General features: G+C 50.0%; 18 protein-coding genes and 1 tRNA gene. 12 read left to right on the forward strand and 7 right to left on the reverse strand.

The features are described 5' to 3' along the window. The first annotated feature begins 155 nt into the window (after positions 1–155). From frdA to blc, 5 genes are all read left to right on the forward strand, one after another. On the forward strand, positions 156–1,955 hold the full coding sequence (gene frdA, locus ACMV8I_RS11005; RefSeq protein WP_498865255.1) for a fumarate reductase (quinol) flavoprotein subunit: 1,800 nt from the start codon (positions 156–158) through the stop codon (positions 1,953–1,955). Further along, a complete protein-coding gene (locus ACMV8I_RS11010; protein WP_498865256.1) occupies positions 1,948–2,682 on the forward strand; it encodes a succinate dehydrogenase/fumarate reductase iron-sulfur subunit in 735 nt (244 codons plus the stop codon). Before frdA ends, ACMV8I_RS11010 begins: the two co-directional genes overlap by 8 nt. An 11-nt stretch (positions 2,683–2,693) precedes the next feature. Next, positions 2,694–3,098 carry a fumarate reductase subunit FrdC gene (gene frdC / locus ACMV8I_RS11015; RefSeq protein WP_498865257.1) on the forward strand — a complete coding sequence of 135 codons (405 nt, stop codon included), beginning with the start codon at positions 2,694–2,696 and terminating at the stop codon, positions 3,096–3,098. An 11-nt stretch (positions 3,099–3,109) separates the two neighbouring features. Next, positions 3,110–3,469 (forward strand): fumarate reductase subunit FrdD, encoded by a 360-nt coding sequence (gene frdD / locus ACMV8I_RS11020; protein WP_498865258.1) that lies wholly within the window; start codon positions 3,110–3,112, stop codon positions 3,467–3,469. A gap of 103 nt (positions 3,470–3,572) precedes the next feature. Then, on the forward strand, positions 3,573–4,100 hold the full coding sequence (gene blc / locus ACMV8I_RS11025; RefSeq protein WP_498865259.1) for an outer membrane lipoprotein Blc: 528 nt from the start codon (positions 3,573–3,575) through the stop codon (positions 4,098–4,100). Between the two features lie 79 nt (positions 4,101–4,179). On the opposite strand, the gene ACMV8I_RS11030 is transcribed toward blc, so the two are convergent. From ACMV8I_RS11030 to efp, 3 genes are all read right to left on the reverse strand, one after another. Beyond that, positions 4,180–4,314, reverse strand: a complete 135-nt coding sequence (locus ACMV8I_RS11030) for an entericidin A/B family lipoprotein (RefSeq protein WP_014333643.1) — start codon at positions 4,312–4,314, stop codon at positions 4,180–4,182. A 117-nt stretch (positions 4,315–4,431) separates the two neighbouring features. Next, positions 4,432–4,560 carry an entericidin A/B family lipoprotein gene (locus ACMV8I_RS11035; RefSeq protein ID WP_498865260.1) on the reverse strand — a complete coding sequence of 43 codons (129 nt, stop codon included), beginning with the start codon at positions 4,558–4,560 and terminating at the stop codon, positions 4,432–4,434. 92 nt (positions 4,561–4,652) lie between these two features. Beyond that, entirely contained in the window at positions 4,653–5,219 is a 567-nt protein-coding gene (gene efp / locus ACMV8I_RS11040; RefSeq protein ID WP_498865261.1) for an elongation factor P, read from the reverse strand. Between the two features lie 37 nt (positions 5,220–5,256). Between efp and epmB the strand changes: the two genes are divergently transcribed. After that, positions 5,257–6,285: an EF-P beta-lysylation protein EpmB gene (gene epmB, locus ACMV8I_RS11045; protein ID WP_498865262.1), complete on the forward strand. Its 1,029-nt coding sequence runs from the start codon at positions 5,257–5,259 to the stop codon at positions 6,283–6,285. Between the two features lie 85 nt (positions 6,286–6,370). Here epmB and ACMV8I_RS11050 read toward each other — a convergent pair whose 3' ends face one another. From ACMV8I_RS11050 to ACMV8I_RS11065, 4 genes are all read right to left on the reverse strand, one after another. Continuing rightward, complete coding sequence (locus ACMV8I_RS11050; protein WP_498865263.1) at positions 6,371–6,715, reverse strand: DUF4156 domain-containing protein; 345 nt, start codon at positions 6,713–6,715, stop codon at positions 6,371–6,373. Positions 6,716–7,005: 290 nt separating this feature from the next. Then, entirely contained in the window at positions 7,006–8,652 is a 1,647-nt protein-coding gene (groL, locus tag ACMV8I_RS11055) for a chaperonin GroEL (RefSeq protein WP_498865264.1), read from the reverse strand. 50 nt (positions 8,653–8,702) lie between these two features. Beyond that, positions 8,703–8,996: a co-chaperone GroES gene (locus tag ACMV8I_RS11060; protein WP_009636718.1), complete on the reverse strand. Its 294-nt coding sequence runs from the start codon at positions 8,994–8,996 to the stop codon at positions 8,703–8,705. Between the two features lie 215 nt (positions 8,997–9,211). Further along, entirely contained in the window at positions 9,212–9,703 is a 492-nt protein-coding gene (locus ACMV8I_RS11065) for an FxsA family protein (protein WP_498865265.1), read from the reverse strand. A 376-nt stretch (positions 9,704–10,079) separates the two neighbouring features. Between ACMV8I_RS11065 and aspA the strand changes: the two genes are divergently transcribed. From aspA to ACMV8I_RS11095, 6 genes are all read left to right on the forward strand, one after another. Next, positions 10,080–11,516, forward strand: coding sequence for an aspartate ammonia-lyase (gene aspA, locus ACMV8I_RS11070; protein ID WP_498865266.1), 1,437 nt, complete (start codon positions 10,080–10,082; stop codon positions 11,514–11,516). Between the two features lie 139 nt (positions 11,517–11,655). Next, entirely contained in the window at positions 11,656–12,957 is a 1,302-nt protein-coding gene (locus tag ACMV8I_RS11075; protein ID WP_498865267.1) for an anaerobic C4-dicarboxylate transporter, read from the forward strand. Positions 12,958–13,162: 205 nt separating this feature from the next. Next, a complete protein-coding gene (locus ACMV8I_RS11080; protein ID WP_498865293.1) occupies positions 13,163–14,899 on the forward strand; it encodes a protein-disulfide reductase DsbD in 1,737 nt (578 codons plus the stop codon). Between the two features lie 42 nt (positions 14,900–14,941). Then, positions 14,942–15,517, forward strand: a complete 576-nt coding sequence (dicD, locus tag ACMV8I_RS11085) for a division control transcriptional repressor DicD (protein ID WP_498865268.1) — start codon at positions 14,942–14,944, stop codon at positions 15,515–15,517. 127 nt (positions 15,518–15,644) lie between these two features. Continuing rightward, a tRNA-Phe gene (locus ACMV8I_RS11090) sits at positions 15,645–15,720 on the forward strand. Positions 15,721–15,919: 199 nt separating this feature from the next. Further along, entirely contained in the window at positions 15,920–16,945 is a 1,026-nt protein-coding gene (locus tag ACMV8I_RS11095) for a S66 family peptidase (RefSeq protein WP_498865269.1), read from the forward strand. Positions 16,946–17,031: the final 86 nt, after the last annotated feature.

The raw sequence follows: 17,031 nt of genomic DNA on the forward strand, positions 1-17,031 counted from the left end.
TCTACCCCTTAGGTATAATTAATCCCTTACAAAAAACAAGAATACTCACCTCTGAGACTTTACCTGCGTGTCATCAGAGTCAACTAAGCCATCAGTAATGCTGGCTTCTCAGAGGGTCTTAAGACCCTAAATCATGATGATAGTGGAGGAATGCAGTGCAAACCTTTAACGCCGACATTGTAGTTATAGGCGCTGGCGGAGCTGGTTTACGCGCAGCGATAGCAGCAGCGGAAGCCAATCCCAGCCTTAACATTGCGCTGATATCGAAAGTTTACCCGATGCGCAGCCATACCGTGGCTGCCGAAGGTGGTTCAGCGGCCGTCACACAAGATCACGACAGCTTCGACTACCATTTTCAAGATACCGTATCCGGTGGTGACTGGCTCTGCGAACAGGATGTGGTGGATCATTTCGTCCACCAGTGTCCACAGGAGATGGCGCAACTCGAAATCTGGGGCTGCCCATGGAGCCGCAAAGAGGATGGGTCAGTCAACGTGCGGCGTTTCGGCGGTATGAAGATCGAACGCACATGGTTTGCGGCTGATAAGACCGGCTTCCACATGCTGCATACGCTGTTCCAAACCTCGCTGAAGTACCCGCAAATCAAACGATTCGATGAGCATTTTGTTCTGGATATTTTGGTCGATGATGGCCGTGTTCATGGGCTGGTTGCTATTAATATGATGGAAGGTACGCGGATGCAAATCCGCGCCAACGCAGTCGTAATGGCTACCGGTGGCGCTGGCCGCGTTTACCGTTACAACACCAATGGTGGCATTGTTACCGGCGATGGTATGGGCATGGCGTTCCGCCACGGTGTTCCGCTTCGTGATATGGAGTTCGTGCAATATCACCCGACGGGCCTGCCCGGCTCAGGTATTTTGATGACAGAAGGTTGCCGTGGTGAAGGCGGCATTCTTATTAATAAAGAAGGTTACCGTTATTTGCAGGATTACGGCATGGGACCGGAAACGCCATTGGGTGAGCCGAAGAACAAGTATATGGAGCTCGGCCCGCGGGATAAAGTATCTCAGGCTTTCTGGCATGAGTGGCGTGCTGGCCGTACAGATTCCACCCCGCGCGGCGATGTGGTTTATCTCGACTTGCGCCACCTCGGTGAAAAGAAATTACTCGAGCGTTTGCCGTTTATCTGCGAACTGGCGAAAGCCTACGTTGGCGTTGACCCGGTAAAAGAGCCGATCCCGGTACGCCCAACGGCGCACTACACCATGGGGGGTATTGAAACAAATGCCCAATGTGAAACCCGTATCAAAGGCCTGTTTGCTGTGGGTGAGTGTTCGTCAGTCGGCCTCCATGGTGCTAACCGCCTTGGCTCAAATTCACTGGCTGAACTGGTGGTATTTGGTCGTATGGCTGGTGAACAGGCCGCGTTACGCGCGACTGAACACATACCTTCCGCTAACGATGCCGCACTAGATGCGCAAGTTGCTGATGTTGAGAAACGCCTTTCAGATCTCATGGCACAAGAAGGCGACGAAAGCTGGGCGAAAATTCGCGATGAGATGGGCATGTCGATGGAAGAAGGTTGCGGCATTTATCGCACACCTGAACTGATGCAAAAAACCATTGATAAGCTGGCCGAGCTGAAGGAACGCTTCAAGCGGGTAAAAATTAAAGATACTTCAAGCGTCTTCAATACCGACCTGCTGTACACACTCGAACTGGGTTACGGGCTGGACGTTGCCGAGTGTATGGCACACTCCGCTTTCAACCGTAAAGAGTCGCGGGGAGCCCATCAGCGTCTTGATGAAGGTTGCACAGAACGTGATGACGTCAACTTCCTCAAACACACACTGGCCTTCTTCCAGCCAGACTCCGCTCCGCGACTGGAATATGGCGATGTAAAAATCACCACGCTACCACCAGCCAAACGCGTTTATGGTGGAGAAGCCGAAGCACAGGACAAAAAAAACAAGGAGCAATCTCATGGCTGAGTTGAAAAGCCGGAAAGTTGAGATCATGCGTTACAACCCGGAAACTGACAATGCACCGCATCCGGTAGTGTATGACGTACCCTTCGATGAAACGACATCACTTCTCGATGCCCTGGGCTTCATCAAAGATAATCTTGCGTCAGATTTGTCCTACCGCTGGTCATGTCGTATGGCGATCTGCGGCTCATGCGGCATGATGGTCAATCGCGTACCCAAACTGGCCTGTAAAACCTTCCTGCGTGAATATCCGGAAGGCATGCGGATCGAAGCACTGGGTAACTTCCCGATTGAACGCGACTTAGTAGTCGATATGACTCACTTCATCGAAAGTCTGGAAGCGATCAAACCTTATATTATTGGCAATACCCGCGATGCTGCTCAGGGTCCGGGCAAACAAACGCCAGCACAGATGGAGAAGTATCATCAATTCTCCGGCTGTATCAACTGCGGTTTGTGTTATGCAGCCTGCCCGCAATTCGGTTTAAACCCCGAATTCATTGGCCCTGCTGCCATCACGCTGGCGCACCGCTATAACCTCGATAATCGCGACCATGGCAAACAACAGCGCATGCCGCAATTAAACGGCAAGAACGGCGTCTGGAGTTGCACCTTTGTTGGATATTGCTCAGAAGTCTGTCCGAAACATGTCGACCCTGCAGCAGCTATTCAGCAAGGCAAAGTCGAAAGCGCGAAAGACTTCATGATCGCGAGGCTCAGACCGCAATGAGGGAACCGAATATGATCAACACGCCAAGCAAACGTAACGCTTACGTCCGTGAAATGAAGTCTAACTGGTGGCAGAAATCAGGATTTTACCGCTTTTATATGCTACGGGAAGGCACCGCGGTTCCTGCGGTGTGGTTCAGCCTACTGTTACTGGCTGGGCTGTTCTCGCTCAAACATGGTGCAGAGAGTTGGGTCGGTTTCGTCGGTTTTCTGCAAAATCCGATTGTGATGGCTATTAATCTGGTAGCCCTGCTGGCGGCCATACTGCATACCAAAACCTGGTTTGAACTGGCCCCGAAAGCTTCAATTATTATCGTCAAAGGCCAGAAAATGGGTCCGGAGCCGGTGATTGGTGCTTTTTGGGTGATCACCGTGATTGCCACGCTGGCTATTCTGGCTATCGCCCTGTTCTATTAATGGAGGAGATAATGAATAAAATGCTTCCAAAGCGCTCTGAAGAACCTGTTTTCTGGGGCCTATTCGGCGCAGGCGGTATGTGGAGTGCCATTTTTGCTCCAGTGATGATCCTGCTGGTGTGCTTTCTGTTACCGCTGGGCTTATTCCCGGGCGATGCATTGAGTTACCCGCGCGTCATGGCTTTTGCACATAGCTGGATCGGGCGACTGTTTCTATTACTTATGGTCGTTCTGCCGCTCTGGTGTGGCCTGCACAGGATCCACCACGCCATGCATGATGTGAAGATCCATGTCCCGGCAGGTAAGTGGGTGTTCTACGGGCTGGCATCTATCCTTACCATCGTGACGCTCATCGTTTTGATCAGAATTTAATCTTTCATCACGGCCCGATCCTCGGGCCGCTTTCCCATCGCTGTATTGCCTCTTTCTCTCATTTTTACCTACACTTAGAGAACACACTAAGGAAGGAACTGTTATGCATATTTGGTCAAAAATCAGCGTTGTGCTGTCGGCGGTCATGTCTGTTGCCTGCAGCGTCACGCCGCCCTCCGACGTAAAAGTCGTTAATAACTTTGAATTAAACCGCTATCTCGGTACCTGGTATGAAGTCGCGCGGTTGGATCACAGCTTTGAAAGCGGGCTGGAGCAGGTGACGGCAAATTACAGCCTGCGCGAAGACGGCGGTGTAAAGGTCATAAACCGTGGTTTTAATACGGAAAAGCAGAAGTGGCAGGAAAGTGAAGGTAAGGCCTATTTCACCGGGCCTACTTCACGCGCAGCACTTAAAGTCTCCTTCTTTGGCCCATTCTATGGCGGATACAACGTCATAGAACTCGACAAAGATTACCAATATGCGCTGGTTTGTGGTCCGAATAAAAGCTACCTGTGGATTTTATCGCGTACACCGGCGCTCAGCGATGGTGTGAAACAGAAATTGCTTAACACGGCTCAGCAATACGGCTTTGATACCAATAAGTTAGTTTGGGTTAAACAACCCGAATAAAACATAGCGGAGAGAGGCACTGCCTGCATGCTACTGCAGGCAGAATCTACATTAAGTGGGGCTTTTAGACGTAAAAAGATTACTGCGCACTTTTTTGGATGGCTTGTCCGCCAGCAGAAACATCCTCACCCACGCCACGAGTGGTGTTACATGCAGTCAACGCACTAGACAATACCAAAACAGACAAAATAGCGAGAATACTTTTCTTCAGCATATAAATTTCCTTCCTATAAGAGAATGTAAAGTACGACCCACTAAGTGTAGTAAAAAAACAGCAACGCGAGGTTTTAAAGAGGATTTTAGGAAAGAAGGTAAACAGCGGCTGAAAGGATCAACTCTTTCTGGAGATAGCGCCACCCAGATGCTGGATGTCTTCACCAAAGCCGTGAACGGTATTGCAGCCATTTAGGGTAGCCAGCATCAGAACAGAAACCATGATAAACACCATTTTCTTCAACATCGTCAAGGTAATCCACCGAAAAAGTGATGAGTTGAAAGTCACGGCAGGCTTCAACCTGCCGCAGCTTTCACTGGCGTTATGTCGCTGTCGACTTACTTAACGCGGGAAACGTATTCGCCAGAGCGGGTGTCACAACGGACAATTTCGCCAATCTGTACGAATAATGGAACCTTAACTACGGCGCCAGTGCTCAGGGTCGCAGGCTTGCCGCCAGTACCGGCAGTATCACCTTTCAGACCTGGGTCGGTTTCGATAACTTCTGCTTCGATGAAGTTCGGTGGCTGAACAGCGATAGGACGACCATCCCACAGAGTGATGATACATTCTGCATTATCCTGTAGCCATTTCACCGCATCAGCAACGGGTTTAGCGTCAACCTGATGCTGTTCGAACGTTTCAGGGTGCATGAAGTGGTAGAACTCACCGTCGTTGTACAGGTAAGTCATGTTGGTATCTACCACGTCTGCACCTTCACAGGTGTCAGTAGATTTGAACGTTTTTTCTACGCGGGAGCCGGTCAGCAGACGACGCATTTTCACACGTGCAAAAGCCTGACCTTTGCCTGGTTTTACGAACACACTGTCTTCGATAGCGTAAGGCTCGTTTTCGAAGATGATTTTAAGACCCGGACGGAAATCGTTGCTAGAATAAGTCGCCATGATGGCCCTCTAATTTTAAACTGGTATTAGCCAAAAAATGGCAAACATTGTAACCCTAAATACGCCATTTAGAGAAGATTGGTTGTATCAACTCGGCGATGTTATTACAGACCCGGATGAACTGCTTACTCTTCTGGCACTTAACGATAATGCAGAGCTGCAAAAAGGGCGTGATGCGCGTCGTTTGTTCCCGCTACGCGTTCCGCGCGCCTTTGTGGCACGCATGCAACCGGGTAATCCCAACGATCCTTTACTGTTGCAGGTTCTGACAGCACGCGAGGAGTTTATCGCAGCACCGGGCTTTACGACCGACCCACTCGACGAGCAACACAGTATCGTCCCGGGGTTACTGCACAAATATAACAATCGCGCACTGTTGCTGGTCAAAGGCGGCTGTGCGGTAAATTGCCGCTACTGCTTCCGTCGTCATTTTCCGTATCAGGAAAACCAGGGAAATAAGGCCAACTGGATTAAGGCGCTGGATTATATCCACTCACACCCTGAACTCGATGAAATTATTTTCTCTGGGGGTGATCCGCTGATGGCGAAAGATCGCGAACTGGACTGGCTGATCACAGAATTGGAAGCCATAGCGCATATCAAACGGCTGCGGATCCATAGTCGTTTACCGGTAGTGATACCGGCACGCATCACGCCGACGCTTTGCCAACGGCTGAGTGTGTCACGTCTTCAGGTGTTGATGGTGACCCATATCAATCACGCCAACGAAATTGATGAAGAACTTTGCCATAGTATGACGCGGCTGAAAAAGTCCGGCGTAACACTGCTCAATCAAAGCGTATTGCTGCGTGGTGTTAATGATTGCGCCGAGACTCTCGCACAGCTGAGCAACGCATTATTCAATGCGGGGATCCTGCCGTATTACATTCACGTATTGGATAAGGTACAGGGCGCAGCGCATTTCATGGTCGGTGACGATGAAGCTCGGGTGATCATGAAAGGGCTGATGAGCCGAGTTTCCGGCTATATGGTACCTAAACTGACGCGTGAGATCGGCGGTGAGCCAAGTAAAACCATTTTGGATTTACGGCTTAAGCAGTCCTGAATTCAATGAAAGCCTGAATCAAAAAGGGATGCCTGATGGCATCCCTTTTACTCTTTGCGTCTTGCTCAGGAGAAAGTCTGTCCGCTTAAGGACACTTATACACCTGGCCAACCATTTTGCTGTCTACCGGCACGAAGCTGGACAGTAACTTTTGTGTCGGGCTGTTTGCACCGTAAATAGTGTTGCCACCCATTGATGCCGCTTTGTTACGCAGATCGTTTGCCGCGCCGCGCATTGAACTGCCGTCACCGCCACTACCTGAGAACCAATTGCTTTGCGCGCCGGTAACGTTTCCGATGAGCTGGCATTCGCTGCCAGGTTTAGTATCGGTGAATTTTACCTGCTGGCCCGCTGCATCAAGCTGATGAGTGGTACTGCACCCGGCAAGCAACATGGCAGCTGACAGACCCAGTAACATTTTAATCCGCATCACTTTCCCCATTTGATATTGAAATCTCATAAAGCCTATCAGAGAACGTTCGGTTCTCTTAGGCATCCGTTGCCACGTTTGCCTAAGGTTCAACGCGTTACCTGAGATAAACAGGCAATGGCGATAGGCGACAGTTTACACGTTAAACGCTAAAGACAATGAGAGTTATCTTACTGAACCGAACAAAAAAAGGGCAAATAAAAAACCCGGCCATAAATGACCGGGTTTCTTCAACATATAAAAGGCTTGCGCCATTCATACGCCTAGCGGATAAACGCCAGGGGGAATGATTACATCATGCCGCCCATACCGCCCATACCACCCATACCGCCAGCACCGCCCATGTCGCCTTTATCATCTTTCGCTAGGTCGGTGATCATGCACTCGGTGGTGATCATCAGGCCAGCGACAGAAGACGCGAACTGCAGCGCAGAACGGGTCACTTTAGTTGGGTCAAGAATACCCATCGCGATCATGTCGCCGTACTCTTCGGTGTAAGCGTTGTAGCCGAAGCTGCCTTCGCCTGCTTTCACTTTGTTCGCGATAACAGAGGCTTCTTCACCGGCGTTAACCACGATCTGACGCAGTGGAGATTCCATCGCGCGCAGTGCAACACGAATACCCACGTTCTGGTCTTCGTTGTCGCCTTTCAGGCCTGCCAGGCTGTGAGCAACGCGAATCAGCGCAACACCACCACCGGCAACCACGCCTTCTTCAACAGCAGCACGGGTTGCGTGCAGCGCATCTTCAACGCGGGCTTTCTTCTCTTTCATTTCAACTTCAGTCGCAGCGCCAACTTTCAGAACGGCTACGCCGCCTGCCAGTTTAGCCACACGCTCTTGCAGTTTTTCACGGTCGTAATCAGACGTTGCTTCTTCAATCTGCTGACGGATCTGAGTAACACGGCCCTGGATAGTCGCTTCTTCGCCAACACCGTCGATGATGATGGTGGTGTCTTTGTTGATAACAACACGTTTAGCCTGACCCATGTCTTCCAGGGTGGCTTTTTCCAGTTCCAGACCAATCTCTTCAGAGATAACGGTAGCGCCAGTTAGGGTTGCGATGTCCTGCAACATAGCTTTACGACGGTCGCCGAAGCCAGGTGCTTTAACCGCAGCCACTTTCACAATTCCACGCATGGTGTTCACAACCAGAGTCGCCAGGGCTTCGCCTTCAACGTCTTCAGCAATGATCAGCAGTGGTTTGCCGGCTTTAGCAACGGCTTCCAGCACTGGCAGCATTTCGCGAATATTAGAAATCTTTTTGTCAGCCAGCAGAATGAACGGACTTTCCAGTTCAATTGAGCCGGTTTCTGGCTTGTTGATGAAGTACGGAGACAGATAGCCACGGTCAAACTGCATACCTTCAACCACGTCCAGCTCATCTTGCAAGCCGGTACCTTCTTCAACAGTGATAACGCCTTCTTTGCCAACTTTTTCCATCGCTTCAGCGATCAATTTACCGACGGTTTCATCGGAGTTAGCAGAGATAGTCCCTACCTGCGCGATAGCTTTAGAATCCGAGCAAGGCACTGACAGTTTTTTCAGCTCTTCAACAGCAGCGATAACCGCTTTGTCGATACCGCGTTTCAGGTCCATCGGGTTCATGCCAGCTGCAACAGCCTTCAGACCTTCAGTAATGATGGACTGCGCCAGCACGGTTGCAGTAGTCGTACCGTCACCCGCTGCATCATTCGCTTTAGATGCTACTTCTTTGACCATCTGTGCGCCCATGTTTTCGAACTTATCTTCCAGTTCGATTTCACGTGCAACAGAGACACCATCTTTAGTGATGCTCGGTGCGCCGAATGATTTGTCCAGGATAACGTTACGGCCTTTAGGGCCCAGAGTAACTTTAACTGCATCAGCAAGGATGTTTACGCCACGCAACATTTTTACACGAGCGTCGTTGCCGAATTTTACGTCTTTAGCTGCCATTGTTATTTACCTTCAATTCGTTCAGTTCAGAAAAAGTGATCAGGAGCGGATTACGCTTCGACGATGGCCAGAATGTCGCTTTCGGACATGATCAACACTTCTTCATTGTCGATCTTTTCTGCTTTCACGCCGTAACCGTCGTTGAAAATAACGATGTCGCCAACTTTAACGTCCAGCGCTTTCACTTCACCATTTTCCAGGATGCGACCATGACCGACGGCCAAGATTTCACCGCGGGTAGATTTACCAGCAGCAGAGCCAGTCAGAACGATGCCGCCAGCGGATTTGGATTCAACTTCTTTACGCTTGACGATAACGCGGTCATGCAATGGACGAATTTTCATTGATAACTCTCCTGTGAGCGGGGTCCATAACTATTTTAGGTTTGAATGCCTGACAGTTATCTGCCAGGCCTCGTGGTTTGTTTAATGGGGGCGTTACGCCACCCTTCAAGGGGAGAAAACAAAAAAAACGCTTTTTCTTTTCCATTTCAAAAATCGCTTAGTGGACATTTGAAGCCTCCCTATCAACAATAAATTAACAATCGACGCCGCGAATCTTAACGATCGCGACGATCAATGTCGTCCTCTTTTTCAGGCGAGATCAGACGCTCATGCTGTTCATCAGTACGTTTAAACTCACCCTCGAAAGTATTCCCGGTCGGCTGGCTTTTTCCCCAATTGCCGCCAGAACGAACAATATTGAGATGCGGCATCAGTTTTAGCGTCAGGGATTTCTGCACCGGCGGCAATAAAAGCAACAACCCCAGGAAGTCAGTAAAAAAGCCGGGGATCAACAATAAGAAACCAGCCATCACCAGTGATACGCTTTTAACCATTTCGGCAGCCGGGCTTTCACCAGCAGCGAGTTTCTGTTGCAGCTGCATAAAGGTTTTCATGCCCTGATTTTTTACCAGGGACACGCCCACGCAGGAGGTGAAGACCACCAGCAGCAAGGTCATGGCGACGCCAATAAAGGCGGCCACCTTGATAAATAGGGTTATTTCGATGTAAGCCAACAGAAATAATAGCAATAACGGTAACCAGCGCACCGCATTCTCCTCGTGATGAAGTCCCGGTTAGCCCAAAGTCGCGCCATTCCAGAACTATAAAATAAGGCCTGGAATGATCTGCATGATCGCAACGCTCCAGGCTTGTCTACAATGAAATGGTAGCGAAGACCGCTGTTTTCAACCTGCGCTGAAGATTTAATTCGTTGAACGAATGATTTGTGAGAGTTCTCACAGATACAGAAATAGATGCCCCGTAACAGTGCAAGAGAGTGATCTTAGTACGTGCAATTCGCTAACAGCAGCATATGATCGCCTTCGTCGTAGTAACAACGGTTGATCGTTTTTAATTTCCCGCTGTTAGTAACATAATTATTAACATCGCATAACGCGTTTCCGCACCAAAAAGAAGGTTCTCATGTCAAATACGATTCGTATCGAGGAAGATCTGCTGGGTACTCGCGAAGTTCCAGCCGAGGCTTATTATGGAATTCACACCCTGCGGGCAATTGAAAACTTCTACATCAGCAACACTAAAATCAGCGATGTACCGGAATTTGTCCGGGGCATGGTGATGGTTAAGAAAGCAGCCGCATTAGCGAATAAAGAGCTGCAGACCATCCCCCGTCATATCGCAGACATTATCATTCAGGCTTGCGATGAGGTCCTCGACAAAGGCAAATGCATGGATCAGTTCCCGATTGACGTCTTTCAGGGCGGCGCGGGCACTTCGGTTAATATGAACACCAATGAAGTTCTGGCAAACATTGGCCTCGAACTGATGGGCCACCAGAAAGGTGATTATCAGTATCTAAACCCGAACGACCATCTGAATAAATGTCAGTCCACCAATGATGCTTATCCAACCGGTTTCCGGATCGCGGTTTACGCCTCCTTACTGAAACTCATTGACGCGATCACCCAACTTGGCGACGGTTTTGAGCATAAAGCCACAGAGTTCCAAAACATCATAAAGATGGGCCGTACACAGTTGCAGGACGCCGTACCGATGACACTCGGTCAGGAGTTCCATGCCTTCAATGTGCTGCTCAAAGAAGAAACCCGCAACTTACTGCGTAACGGCGAACTACTGCTGGAAGTGAATCTCGGTGCGACCGCCATCGGTACCCGCCTGAATACGCCGGACGGTTATCAGCAGTTGGCCGTAGAGAAACTGGCCGAAGTCAGCAACCTGGCCTGCGTACCCGCAGAAGACCTGATCGAGGCCACCTCAGACTGTGGGGCCTACGTTATGGTTCACAGTTCACTTAAACGCCTTGCGGTTAAGCTGTCTAAAATCTGCAATGACTTACGCTTACTCTCTTCAGGTCCACGTGCTGGCCTGAATGAAATCAATTTGCCAGAGTTACAGGCCGGTTCTTCCATCATGCCAGCCAAAGTTAACCCGGTGATCCCTGAAGTAGTGAACCAAGTCTGTTTCAAAGTTATCGGAAACGATATCTGCGTAACGATGGCAGCCGAAGCTGGCCAGCTCCAGTTGAACGTTATGGAGCCGGTTATCGGCCAGGCGATGTTTGAATCCATCCATATTTTGACTAATGCTTGCTACAATCTGCTGGAAAAATGCATTAACGGCATTACGGCTAATAAAGAAGTCTGCGAATTCTACGTATTTAACTCCATTGGTATCGTGACTTATCTGAACCCGTTCATCGGCCACCACAATGGCGATATCGTCGGTAAGATATGTGCGGAAACAGGCAAGAGTGTACGGGAAGTTGTACTGGAACGCGGGCTACTCACGGAAGCAGAGCTGGATGACATATTCTCAATCGAGAACCTGATGCACCCGGCTTATAAAGCAAAACGCTATACGGATGAAAATGAACAGTAGCAGAATCACCACGTAGCCACTTAAGGCTCGTTGTTCTCACGAACAACGAGCCTTTTTACTTTGCACATAACAACAATTATACAACATCTCATTTTCATTTTATTTCCTTGGCAGATGCAGGAACAATGGGCGAACAACTATGTTAATCATCGAATTTATTATTGTACTGACAGCGATCTTTCTCGGCGCTCGCCTGGGAGGGATCGGCATCGGCTTTGCCGGTGGTATTGGGGTACTGGCACTGGCGCTTTGTGGTGTAAAGCCCGGTTCCATCCCGTTTGACGTTATTTCAATCATCATGGCCGTTATCGCGGCAATTTCAGTAATGCAAGTCGCCGGCGGAATGGATTATCTGGTCCAGCAAACGGAGAAACTGCTGCGCAAGAATCCTAAGCAGATCACCTTACTGGCCCCTATTGTCACTTACTTCCTGACCATCTTTGCCGGTACGGGTAACATTTCACTTTCTGCTCTGCCGGTGATCGCAGAAGTGGCAAAAGAGCAAGGCATCAAACCCTGCAGACCACTCTCGACCGCGGTCGTCGCCGCTCAAATTGCCATTACCGCATCACCGATATCAGCCGCCGTGGTGTATATGTCGTCAGTGATGGAAGGCCATGGTGTCAGCTATTTGCACTTACTGATGGTCATGATCCCATCAACGCTCGCAGCCGTGATCGTGATGTCACTGATCGTGAGCTGGTGCTTCAGCTCAAAACTCTCTGATGACCCGGTCTATTTAAAGCGTTATGAAGAAGGGTTGGTACAGCTGCGCGGCGATAGCGTCGTGGAGATCAAGCCAGGTGCCAGACTGTCGGTATTGCTGTTCCTGCTGGGCGTAGTTACCGTTGTCGGTTACGCGGTGGTCAATAGCCCAAGCCTCGGCTGGGTTGCAACACCGTTGATGAACACCACCAGCGCCATTTTGATCATCATGCTGAGCGTCGCGACGTTGATCACCCTGTTATGCCGCATTAATACGGATGCCATCCTCTTATCCAGCACGTTTAAAACCGGTATGAGCGCGTGTATTTGTATCCTCGGTGTGGCCTGGTTGGGTGATACCTTTGTGCAGGCGAATATGGGTTGGATTAAAGAGACTGCTGGCGGGCTGATTCAATCCCACCCTTGGTTACTGGCGGTTATTTTCTTCTTCTGTTCCGCCCTGCTGTATTCGCAGGCTGCGACGGCGAAAGCGCTGATGCCATTAGCGCTGGCGCTGAATGTCACCCCGCTGACCGCCGTAGCTTCGTTTGCTGCCGTTTCCGGGCTGTTTATTTTACCGACTTACCCGACACTGGTAGCAGCAGTGCAAATGGATGATACCGGTACGACAAGAATTGGCCGTTTTGTCTTCAACCATCCGTTCTTCATTCCGGGCACTATAGGGGTTTTCCTGTCGGTGCTTTTTGGATTCGGTCTGGGCAGTATCATTCTTTAATCGTTTTCTACAGGGGCTTCGGCCCCTGAATCAGTGTACTTTGCCCCTCATCTTACAAACCCTGACACTCCGGCGCTTTCTGCTTACCGAAGGGGCGGGGTATAATCATATTCTGTTAGTGTGCTTTGAGATGATACCGTCCGCAGCCTCTTTCGATTCACCCAGTGGCCCGTATGCTGCCGCGAGCAAGAGAATAATGACCCGCATGGATTTCCGTCTACCCCGTCTTTTATTGCTATTTTTTAGTTTGTTTTTCCTGCCGCTTCATGCGCAGGCTTCTCTGTTTGATAAACCCGCAAACCCGCAATTTGTGCCCGTTGATCAGGCTTTCGACTTCGATTTTCAGCAACAAGGGCCAAACCTCAAACTTAATTGGAAGATCCGCGAAGGTTATTACCTCTACCGAGATAAAATTGAACTGGTAGGCCATGAGGCGCAGCTGGCAGCATTTATTTTGCCTAAGGGCCTTGAGCACCATGACGAGTTCTTCGGCAATACAGAAGTCTATGAGAAACAGCTCAGCCTGAGCGTGCCGCTGCGCGCTGCCAGCAGCCAGGCATCACTCAAAGTGACCTATCAAGGTTGTGCGGTGGCGGGATTCTGCTATCCGCCAGAGACCCGCGAGATCCCGCTCAACGAAGTAGTAGAACGGGTAGCAACGTCAGATAGCTCAGCGACTCCGCCTGCCAAAGGCATCGATGTCACCCCTTCGCCACAAGTGACACAGCTGCCATTCTCTCCATTATGGGCATTGCTAATTGGCATCGGCATCGCCTTCACTCCTTGCGTACTGCCGATGTATCCGCTGATTTCCGGCATTATTCTGGGACGTCAGCGGCCACATAGCATGAAGCGTATTTTCCTGTTGGCCATGTTTTACGTACAGGGAATGGCGCTGACCTACACTCTGCTTGGCATGGCGGTTGCGGCAGCTGGATTGCAGTTTCAAGCTGCGCTGCAAAGTTCGTGGGTGTTGATTACGCTGTCGATCGCCTTTGTAGCGCTGGCTCTGTCAATGTTCGGTATGTTCAGTCTGCAATTGCCTTCATCGCTACAAACTCGCCTGACACTCTGGAGTAACGAGCAGAAAGGTGGTTCGCTGACTGGCGTGTTTATCATGGGTGCCCTCGCCGGGCTGATTTGCTCGCCTTGCACGACCGCGCCGTTGAGCGCTATTTTGCTTTATATCGCACAAAGCGGAAATCTGTGGGCGGGCGGCGGAACACTCTATCTTTATGCGCTGGGAATGGGGATCCCGCTGATTATCGTCACTTTATTCGGGAATCGCCTGCTGCCGCGCAGCGGCCCGTGGATGCAATACGTCAAAGAGGGCTTCGGCTTTGTCATCCTCGCCCTGCCGGTCTTCCTGCTGGAACGTATTATCGGTGACACGTGGGGATTACGCCTGTGGAGTACGCTGGGTATCGCGTTTTTTGGTTGGGCGTTATTACTCAGCCTGACAAGTCAGCGTGGCCTGATGCGCGTGCTGCAACTGCTGTTCCTCGCCGCAGCGATGATTGTCAGTCGACCGTTGCAGGACTGGGCATTTGCTCCTTCAGACACAGCGACGACGGCTCAGCATGCCCTCAAGTTTCAGCCAATTAATAATGTTGATGAGCTAAATACCGCACTAGAGACTGCCCGGGGGAAGCGAGTAATGCTTGATCTCTACGCTGACTGGTGTGTCGCCTGCAAAGAATTCGAAAAATATACTTTTACCGCACCACAGGTGCAGAATGAACTGCGAGATACGGTGATATTGCAGGCTGATGTCACGCAAAATAATCCGCAACAGGTGGCGTTACTTAAACGGCTCCAGGTATTAGGCCTGCCGACCATCCTGTTTTTTGGCGCAGATGGAAAAGAGTTGCCAGGAACACGTGTAACCGGCTTTATGGATGCAGTCCAATTCACCGGGCATTTGCAGAAAACCCAGCCTTAAACGACACTACTTTCTGAAGTACGCGAATTGGAGGAGGCAAACGTGCTACGTGAACAGGTCCTTGACCAGACACTTAATCTTTTGGAACAGCGCGGTTTGGCCACACTGTCACTGGAGTCAATCGCTGAGCTGGTGAGCGTTCCACTCAGTGATTTACGCCGTTTCTGGCCCGATGCAGAGGCGCTGTTGTATGACAGCCTGCGTCATCATGGCGAACAGATTGATATATGGCGACGCCAGTTATTGCTTGATCAAACGTTGAGCGCCCCGCAAAAATTGCTGGCTCGGTATAAAGTTCTGGACGAACAGGTTCGTTTGAACCGCTACCCTGGCTGTCTGTTTATAGCGGCATGCAGTTTCTACCCAGACAGCGAGGCTCCTATCCATCAATTGGCTGAAAAGCAGAAGCAAGCCTCTTACCAGTACACGCTAGAGTTATTGCAGGAGATGGGTTCAGACGACGCACAGATGGTGGCTGAGCAGATGGAGTTGATACTTGAGGGTTGTTTGAGCAAGCTGCTGGTAAAACGTCAACTGCATGATGTTGCGGTCGCCAGACGGCTTGCTGAAGATGTACTCAACGTGGCTCGCTGCCGTGAGCACGGCGCACTGGCGTGATAAACAGGCTAAAAGAATCTTTTCATGACTTTTTTGCCTGAAAAGCCAGCAAACGAACCCTTTTTATGGTGTTTGTCGCATAAAGCCGTTGACGGCTTAAGGCCAATACGGTTTAATGCGCCCCGTTGCCCGGATAGCTCAGTCGGTAGAGCAAGGGATTGAAAATCCCTGTGTCCTTGGTTCGATTCCGAGTCCGGGCACCATATTTTAAAAAAACCAGCCTAAGGGCTGGTTTTTTGCTTTCTGGCATTTATAAACAGCTTGCCCGCACTCATTTTCTCTCTTTATTCGCCATTCCTGACCGCATTAATCGATCAGACTTATCCCATAAAGCCATATTAAACCAGCATTTGAACTGATACATTGCAGGTTGCAACATTGCGCAAATTTATAGGATGTAAAATGCCTTCGTTCCCTTTTTCGCTATTTCCCCCGGCTTTAAAAACAGGTGATACGATTGGTTTTTTCTCTTCGTCTTCACCGGCAACCGTGACCGCCTCCCGACGTTTCGCGAGGGGAAAACAATTTCTGGAAGAGAAGGGGTTCGTGCTGAAAGCAGGCTCACTGACGGGGAAATCCGACCATTACCGCTCGGGCTCGATTCAGGCACGTGTGGAAGAGCTTAACCAATTGATTCGCGATCCTCAGGTACGCTGTATCATGTCGACAATCGGAGGCAGCAACAGCAATTCCGTGCTGCCGTTGCTCGATTACGATGCGCTGCTGGCAGACCCCAAAATTATCATTGGCTATTCAGATACCACCGCGCTGTTAGCAGGGATATACGCTAAAACTGGGCTAATCACATTCTATGGCCCGGCTCTGGTGGCCTCTTTTGGAGAGTTCCCGCCGCTGGTTGATGAAACCTATGCCTCTTTCGCTGACATTGTGATGGCAAAGCTCAGCGAGCCTTATAGCTATCGCCTGCCTTCGCTCTGGACGGATGAAAAACTCAACTGGAATGATGAAACTCCGGTCAGAACCAAGCAGCTGTATCCGAATACCTGTCGCTTTCTGGGTAGGGGGTGGGTTGAAGGACGCGTCATCGGCGGCAATCTGAATACGATGTCTGGCATCTGGGGCAGCCATTATATGCCGGAAATCCGTCAGGGCGATATTCTGTTTATTGAAGATAGCCTGAAAGACATTGGCACCGTTGAGCGATCTTTTTCTATGCTCAAGCTAAATGGCATTTTTGATCGCGTCAGTGCCATCCTGTTAGGTAAGCACGAGCTATTCGATGACGGAGGAACAGGAAGACAACCGGTTGATGTGCTGCTCGAAGTACTCAACGGGCAGGAAATACCGCTGGTGGATGGTTTTGACTGCTGTCATACCCATCCAATGTTAACGCTGCCATTAGGCGCAAATCTGGCTATAGACTTCAGCCGCCAACAGGTTCATATCACCAGTCAGTACCTGTCCTGAATCCGGATTAATCAAGTACTACTAAAATTCCGCACGTGATTTATATTGTTTACTATCATAAGAAAACCGCCAGAAAATACGTCATG

The sequence above is a fragment of the Ewingella sp. S1.OA.A_B6 genome, from assembly GCF_049889095.1.
GTDB lineage: Bacteria > Pseudomonadota > Gammaproteobacteria > Enterobacterales > Enterobacteriaceae > Ewingella.